The organism is Aequitasia blattaphilus, from assembly GCF_024721305.1.
Classification (GTDB): Bacteria; Bacillota; Clostridia; order Lachnospirales; family Lachnospiraceae; genus Aequitasia; species Aequitasia blattaphila.
Genome location: NZ_JAMXOD010000008.1, coordinates 115,952 through 122,738, shown reverse-complemented (window position 1 = coordinate 122,738; position 6,787 = coordinate 115,952). Strand labels below are relative to the sequence as shown.

Sequence of the window (6,787 nt, the reverse complement as noted above, 5' to 3'; positions counted from 1 at the left end):
TTTAATAATTATAGTTTGTTCGACTTTTTCTGTCCACGCTAATATACTAGCACCACTATGACGCTGGTAGTTATGTGACGCACGTTGGAATCTACGTTGGTAATAACCAAATGTACCATGCAGGGAATCCGATTGGGTATACCAACCTTACCGACAGTTATTGGCAAGCTCATTTAATTGGAGCTGGGCGCATTATCAAATAGAAAGGAATTGATAAAATGAAAATCAAAATTGAACGAAAAGAAAAACCAGACAAACCAAAGAAACAAAAACAGATTCCCACTATCAAAGTGGGAACACATAAAAAGCTCACAATTGCCTTATGGGTATTACTAATAGGAAGTATGAGCTTTGGAATTTATAAGAACTTTACAGCGATTGATATTCACACCGTCCATGAAAAAGAAATCATTGAGAAACAGGTTGTTGATACGAATAGCATTGAGAGCTTTGTAGAATCTTTTAGCAATGAATATTTCTCGTGGCAACAGTCGCAAGATTCACAGACCAATCGAAATGAACGGCTAAAGAATTATTTGACCGAAAACCTACAACAGTTAAATACTGAAATGGTTCGTTCTGATATTCCTACTAGTTCTATTGTCAACAGCTTTCAAGTATGGGGTGTGACACAGAACAATGAAAATGCCTATGATGTACTCTTTTCAGTAGGACAACAGATTACAGAGGGCGAGAATAAGAAGAATATCACTTCCACTTATTCTGTTACTGTCTATGTTGATGAAACTGGTAATATGGTAATCATTAAGAACCCTACTATCAATAGCAAACCCCAAAAGTCAAACTATGAACCTGTCCTTTCTGATAGTGATGGAACAGTGGACGCTGTTACCACAGAGGAAATCAATAGTTTCCTAGACACATTCTTTAAGCTCTACCCTACTGCAACAGAAAAAGAGCTGTCCTACTATGTGAGTAATCAAGCTCTTGATGTAATCAATAAAGATTATGTATTTGTGGAGCTTGTGAATTCTGTTTGCACACAAGCTGACAATCAAGTGACAGTCCTTGTAACAGTAAAATATCTTGATAAAGAAACCAAAGTTACACAATTATCTCAGTTTAAACTAATTTTACAAAAAAATGAGAATTGGGTAATCATCAAAAACAATTAGTTTTCGTCTTTTTCTCACATAGTAATTAATAAAGTCAAAAAAAAATTGAACAAACATCAAAAGCATGATATTATTAGATTATATTCAAACACATGCTTGAATATAATTTGAAAAGGAGTGTTTAGTAACATGAATGACATTTGTGAGGTAACCTGCTTTGATGAGGAAAAGGTTCAAAAAATTCAAACATCATTAGAAGATAAAAAAATTGGCAGTATTAGTCAAATTTTTAAAGCACTATCTGAAGAAACAAGGTTAACTATTGCCTATGCTTTAACTTTGGAAAAAGAATTATGTGTCTGTGACATTTCAATCATTGTAAAATCAACAGTAGCAACTACTTCTCACCATCTAAAATCATTGAGCAAAGCGGGAGTGGTTCAGAATAAAAAGATAGGGAAAATGGTATATTATTCATTGAGTAATTCTATAGTAGAGACATTAATCAAGGATATTATACTTCAATAACTCACCTATATTTCAAGAAGTAAATAGATTGCTTATAAACAATAATCTAATAATGATATAATTGTATCAATGGAGGAAAGGAGATTAATATGGAAGATGAAAATATGGAAGATGAAATCATTTGTTATTGCTCAAATATCTCAAAAGAAATCATTGTTAATGCTATACATCAAGGAGCAACAACATTAGAGAAAATAAGACTAACAACATCTGCTTGTACTTTAGGAAAATGCAAAGAACTAAGCCCAAGAAAACGCTGTTGTTCAAAAGAAATTGTTGAATTATTAAATGAGTAAAAAAGCAATAAATTAGAAAAGCATGCTGGAGTAGTTCAAAATAAGAAAATTGGAAAAGTGCTCTATTATTCATTAAATAATTCTTTAGTCGAAACGCTAATCAAAGATATTGTACTTTAAAAAAATTCTTCAAACACAATTAAAGCCTCTCTTTATCTTTTAAACAAGCTAGTATTCTTAGTCGTAGTTTAAAAAAATAAAGAGAGGTTTTGTTATGATATTTTTACAAAATAAATCTTCTACTTGTAAAATAATGCTACGTTTTTTTGTAACTGACACCGAAAGATATTAAAAATTCATCAATAATGATGAATAGAACCCCACTAATTAGTAAAACATCAGCAACATTAAAGATAGGAAAATTGTAACCTAAAATGTGAAAGTCTAAAGAGTCACGTACATATTGAAAAAGTAGGCGATCTATAAAATTACCTAATGTTCCAGAAACCATTAATACTACTCCAATTTTTTGAATAATTTGATACTCTTTAAGACGATAAAAATACCATCCTAATAGTATCAGTGCAACTAATGTTACCACATAAAAGAAAGTCATATGTCCTTCTAAAATACTCCAGGCTGCACCTGTATTTTGAGCGTAGGTTATCTTGAAAAAAGAAGGGATAATTTCAATTGATTCTCCTAATTGCAAGTTTGAAGTTACCCAAATTTTTGATAACTGGTCAGTGAGGATAGCCCCTATCATTATTGCTAGTAGAATTGAATTTTGCTTTGATACAATTGTTTTGTTTTTCATATCAACTCACCTAGCACAATGCATTTTGAAAATATAGTTTTTCTATCAGTAATAAGATTATCATTTAGTTTTAAGTTTAAATCTTCATTCAATGAGCAAACGGCTTTTAGTATATACTTTGTTTTTTTCATCTAATGTCTCCTTTTTTAATTGCTATTATAACATTTACTTACCTTAAGACAAGAACAAATTTTGATGAAATTAATTTTATTCAAACAAACGCTTGAATGTTTTTGCAGAATCTGATATTATGTGTTTGTAAATATTCAAACAAACACTTGAGTGTTTGAAAAAAGGAGGAGCTTTATGAGTAAAGCAAGTAAACAAACAACTTACCGTGTAGACGGGTTATCTTGTACAAATTGTGCAGGAAAGTTTGAAAAAAATGTCAAAAACCTTGAGGGCGTGACTGATGCAAAGGTTAATTTTGGAGCAGGGAAGATTTCAGTTTATGGAGAAACTTCCATTAGTCAAATTGAAAAAGCAGGAGCATTTGAAAATCTAAGAATCACTAATGAAAAAGATTATTCCAACTCACCAGTAAAGAAAGAATCCTTTCTAAAAAAGAATTGGCATTTAGTTGTATCAATTATTTTTATTATATTAGCTTTTATTTCTCAGAATATTAGTGGCGAAGATTCAACAACAACTATTATCTTATATGTTATTGCAATTGTGGTTGGTGGATTTAATTTATTTAAAGAGGGATTCGCCAATTTAATTAAATTAGACTTTACAATGGAATCACTTATGACTATAGCAATTATCGGTGCTTCCATAATAGGTGAATGGGCTGAGGGTTCTATTGTAGTAATACTTTTCGCACTAAGTGAAGTATTAGAACGATATTCTATGGATAAAGCAAGACAGTCCATTCGTTCACTAATGGACATTGCTCCAAAAGAAGCATTAATACGCCGTGATGATGTAGAACAAATGATTGCGGTCAGTGATATTCAAATTGGAGATATCATGATTATAAAACCAGGGCAAAAAATTGCTATGGATGGAATTGTTATAAAAGGTTATTCGGCAATTAATCAGTCCGCAATTACTGGAGAATCTATTCCAGTTGAAAAGAAAGTTGACGATGAAGTTTTTGCTGGAACATTAAACGAAGAAGGACTATTAGAAGTAAAGGTCACTAAACATGTAGAAGATACTACAATCTCAAAGATTATACACTTAGTTGAGGAAGCACAAGGCGAACGTGCACCTGCTCAAGCGTTTGTAGATAAGTTTGCGAAGTATTATACACCTACTATTATGCTTATTGCTCTGCTTGTTGTAGTCGTTCCTCCTCTATTCTTTGGTGGAGATTGGGATACATGGGTATATCAAGGGTTATCTCTTCTGGTTGTAGGTTGTCCTTGTTCACTTGTAATTTCTACTCCAGTATCTATCGTTTCTGCAATTGGAAATTCAGCAAAAAACGGTGTTCTTGTAAAAGGTGGAATTTACTTAGAAGAAATTGGTGGACTACAAGCAATTGCTTTTGATAAGACAGGTACATTGACGAAAGGAAAACCAGTTGTAACTGATTTTATTCCTTATTCTGAACATATGGACGAACAGAAATCACTTTCAATTATTACAGCTTTAGAAACCTTGTCACAACACCCTCTTGCCTCTGCAATCATTTCAAAAGCTATGATTGATAATGTCGATTACAAGTCAATAGAAATTGATAATTTTTCATCAATCACTGGTAAAGGTGTTAAGGGTGATGTAGACGGTATAACCTATTACATTGGTAGCTCAAAACTTTTTGAATCTAGTTTAGAAAAATCTCAAAGTATTTCTCAAACATATCAATCACTACAAAAGCAAGGAAAAACAGCTATGCTATTTGGAACAGAATCAAATATTTTAGCAATCATAGCTGTAGCTGATGAAGTTAGGGAATCTAGTAAAGAAGTTATTGCACAACTTCATAAATTAGGTATTGCTCACACTATTATGCTAACAGGAGATAATAATGACACAGCACAGTTCATAGGTAAAGAAATCGGTGTTTCTGATATAAAAGCAGAGTTAATGCCAGAAGATAAACTTACTTACATTAAAGAATTAAAACAAACATACGGTAAAGTCGCTATGATTGGAGATGGAGTAAATGACGCCCCTGCCTTAGCTGCTTCTACTGTAGGAATAGCAATGGGAGGAGCTGGGACTGATACTGCTTTAGAAACAGCCGATGTTGCCTTAATGGGAGATGACTTAAAGAAATTACCATTCATTGTAAATCTTAGTCGAAAGACATTAAAAATAATTAAGCAAAATATAACTTTCTCCCTTGGAATCAAACTACTAGCATTGCTATTAGTGCTTCCAGGTTGGTTAACATTATGGATTGCGATTGTAGCTGATATGGGTGCCACATTACTAGTTACATTAAATGGATTAAGATTAATGAAAGTCAAAAAATAATAATATACTAAAAATTATTTACAGATTACAATAACTAATGAAACTTACAAAGCAATAAAAAAAAACTACCGCTTTGTAAGTAGCTTTTCATGAAGTTTCTATTGTAATCTGTTTTTTCTTAATTTGTTAATTTTTCCAAAACAGCGGTAGCTTTTATAGAGGTGCTGTTATGTTTTGGTTAGGGGATAAAAAAAGAAAACTAACAATTAAATATAGATATAGAAAGAATACGCATTTTTGCCATGAGGTAAAAGTGTGTATTTTTTTGTTTTTATCGAAGATTCCCCCCCTTTCCACCGTGATAGGAATAAGCAAGGTTAATTAATCACTTGCAAACGGAAAGGGGGTGGATTCTTATGGTAACTATTTCTAACTATGAAAAGACTATTGAACATCAATTTGATAGCTTTTGTAAAACAGTCATGCGTAATTTTGGTGCTAGTATATAAGAATGGACACGAAAAGTTGAACACCTTATAATCAATATCATAATGTAAAGGAGCTGTTCAACATGGCAAAGAATCAAAAGAAGTACACACAAGAATTCAAACAACAACTTGTGGATTTGTACAATACTGGGAATTACTCATTCCCGCAACTATCAAGCGAATATGGCGTGGCAAAATCAACTATTCTAAACTGGGTAAGAAGTTTAAGCCCCATTCAGGTATCTGAGACAGAAACCATCTCTATGAAGGAATATAAAGCACTTCAAAAGAAAATGAGAGACCTTGAAATTGAGAATGAAATATTAAAAAAAGCTACTGCCATATTCGCAAAAGATCGATAACAGAGTACGTGTCCTTTATCAATAACAATCTTAATAAATATACCGTCAAGCAAATGTGTAAGGCCTTAAAATTCGCAAGAAGCACCTATTATGAGGCTCTGGTTCATGTACCTTCAAGTAAGGAACAGGAATATAAAAAATTTGCGTCAGAGGTTAAGCAATGCTTTGAGGAAAACAAAAAGCGTTATGGTGCTGTCAAGATATGTCGCAAGCTTAACGATAATGGTGTTCCTTGTAGTATCAAGCGAGTACAGCGTCATATGCAGCACCAGGCTCTCCGCTCTGTTGTAGTCAAAAAATATAACCACAAGGCGAATCAGGGCAAAGTTCCTGATGATAAAGAAAATGTTCTAAACCGTAATTTCAAAGCTGAAACAATTAACCAAAAGTGGGTTACAGATATCACCTATATCCATGTGCTGAAGGAAGGATGGACATATTTGGCATCTGTCATGGATCTTTATGATCGTAAAATAATAGGTTATGCTTATGGTAAAAGCATGACTGCTGACCTCGCACTTGAGGCTGTAAAAAATGCGTGTTTAAATGTATCTGATACGGATGGGATTATTTTGCATAGTGATTTAGGGAGCCAATATACCAGTGATTTGTTCGAGAAATATATGCGATCAAATGGATTTGTTCACTCATTTAGTAGAAAAGGTAATCCATACGATAACGCATGTATCGAATCCTTTCACTCTGTAATGAAGAAAGAGGAAATATATCTCCACACTTACCAAGACTTTGAAGAATGCCGTATGGCAATCTTTGAATATATAGAATCCTGGTATAATCGCCAACGGATTCACAGTGCACTTGGATATAAAACACCTCAGCAAATAGAGGATGAAGCTATTCAGGCTGCATGAAAAAAATCAACTTTTTGTGTCCAATGTATTGACGTAGA

The 6,787-nt window shown here is 32.9% G+C and carries 8 protein-coding genes and 1 pseudogene; 7 read left to right on the top strand and 2 right to left on the bottom strand.

Going from position 1 to position 6,787, the window contains the following annotated elements; all coding sequences use genetic code 11:
* Window positions 1–56: 56 nt before the first annotated feature.
* The 4 genes and pseudogenes from NHH15_RS07430 to NHH15_RS07415 form a co-directional block, all read left to right on the top strand.
* Window positions 57–203: pseudogene (locus NHH15_RS07430) on the top strand (NlpC/P60 family protein); the annotation flags it as partial.
* A 15-nt stretch (window positions 204–218) separates the two neighbouring features.
* On the top strand, window positions 219–1,136 hold the full coding sequence (locus tag NHH15_RS07425) for a conjugal transfer protein (protein WP_262066021.1): 918 nt from the start codon (window positions 219–221) through the stop codon (window positions 1,134–1,136).
* 129 nt (window positions 1,137–1,265) lie between these two features.
* Window positions 1,266–1,604, top strand: a complete 339-nt coding sequence (gene cadC / locus NHH15_RS07420) for a Cd(II)-sensing metalloregulatory transcriptional repressor CadC (protein WP_262066020.1) — start codon at window positions 1,266–1,268, stop codon at window positions 1,602–1,604.
* An 89-nt stretch (window positions 1,605–1,693) separates the two neighbouring features.
* On the top strand, window positions 1,694–1,900 hold the full coding sequence (locus NHH15_RS07415) for a (2Fe-2S)-binding protein (RefSeq protein WP_262066019.1): 207 nt from the start codon (window positions 1,694–1,696) through the stop codon (window positions 1,898–1,900).
* Window positions 1,901–2,156: 256 nt separating this feature from the next.
* Here the strand turns inward: NHH15_RS07415 and lspA are convergent, their stop codons facing one another.
* Window positions 2,157–2,657, bottom strand: coding sequence for a signal peptidase II (lspA, locus tag NHH15_RS07405; protein ID WP_262066018.1), 501 nt, complete (start codon window positions 2,655–2,657; stop codon window positions 2,157–2,159).
* A complete protein-coding gene (locus NHH15_RS07400; RefSeq protein WP_262066017.1) occupies window positions 2,654–2,788 on the bottom strand; it encodes a hypothetical protein in 135 nt (44 codons plus the stop codon). Before NHH15_RS07400 ends, lspA begins: the two co-directional genes overlap by 4 nt.
* A 175-nt stretch (window positions 2,789–2,963) precedes the next feature.
* Between NHH15_RS07400 and NHH15_RS07395 the strand changes: the two genes are divergently transcribed.
* The 3 genes from NHH15_RS07395 (at window position 2,964) to NHH15_RS07385 (ending at window position 6,749) form a co-directional block, all read left to right on the top strand.
* Window positions 2,964–5,087, top strand: coding sequence for a heavy metal translocating P-type ATPase (locus NHH15_RS07395; protein ID WP_262066016.1), 2,124 nt, complete (start codon window positions 2,964–2,966; stop codon window positions 5,085–5,087).
* A 511-nt stretch (window positions 5,088–5,598) separates the two neighbouring features.
* Complete coding sequence (locus tag NHH15_RS07390) at window positions 5,599–5,877, top strand: transposase (protein WP_262066015.1); 279 nt, start codon at window positions 5,599–5,601, stop codon at window positions 5,875–5,877.
* A gap of 8 nt (window positions 5,878–5,885) precedes the next feature.
* Window positions 5,886–6,749 carry an IS3 family transposase gene (locus NHH15_RS07385; RefSeq protein WP_262066014.1) on the top strand — a complete coding sequence of 288 codons (864 nt, stop codon included), beginning with the start codon at window positions 5,886–5,888 and terminating at the stop codon, window positions 6,747–6,749.
* Window positions 6,750–6,787: the final 38 nt, after the last annotated feature.

Excerpts from the sequence above, each read along its gene's own strand:
- NHH15_RS07425 (WP_262066021.1), top strand. The coding sequence starts at position 219 with ATGAAAATCAAAATTGAACGAAAAGAAAAACCAGACAAACCAAAGAAA.
- cadC (WP_262066020.1), top strand. The coding sequence starts at position 1,266 with ATGAATGACATTTGTGAGGTAACCTGCTTTGATGAGGAAAAGGTTCAA.
- NHH15_RS07415 (WP_262066019.1), top strand. The coding sequence starts at position 1,694 with ATGGAAGATGAAAATATGGAAGATGAAATCATTTGTTATTGCTCAAAT.
- lspA (WP_262066018.1), bottom strand. The coding sequence starts at position 2,657 with ATGAAAAACAAAACAATTGTATCAAAGCAAAATTCAATTCTACTAGCA.
- NHH15_RS07400 (WP_262066017.1), bottom strand. The coding sequence starts at position 2,788 with ATGAAAAAAACAAAGTATATACTAAAAGCCGTTTGCTCATTGAATGAA.
- NHH15_RS07395 (WP_262066016.1), top strand. The coding sequence starts at position 2,964 with ATGAGTAAAGCAAGTAAACAAACAACTTACCGTGTAGACGGGTTATCT.
- NHH15_RS07390 (WP_262066015.1), top strand. The coding sequence starts at position 5,599 with ATGGCAAAGAATCAAAAGAAGTACACACAAGAATTCAAACAACAACTT.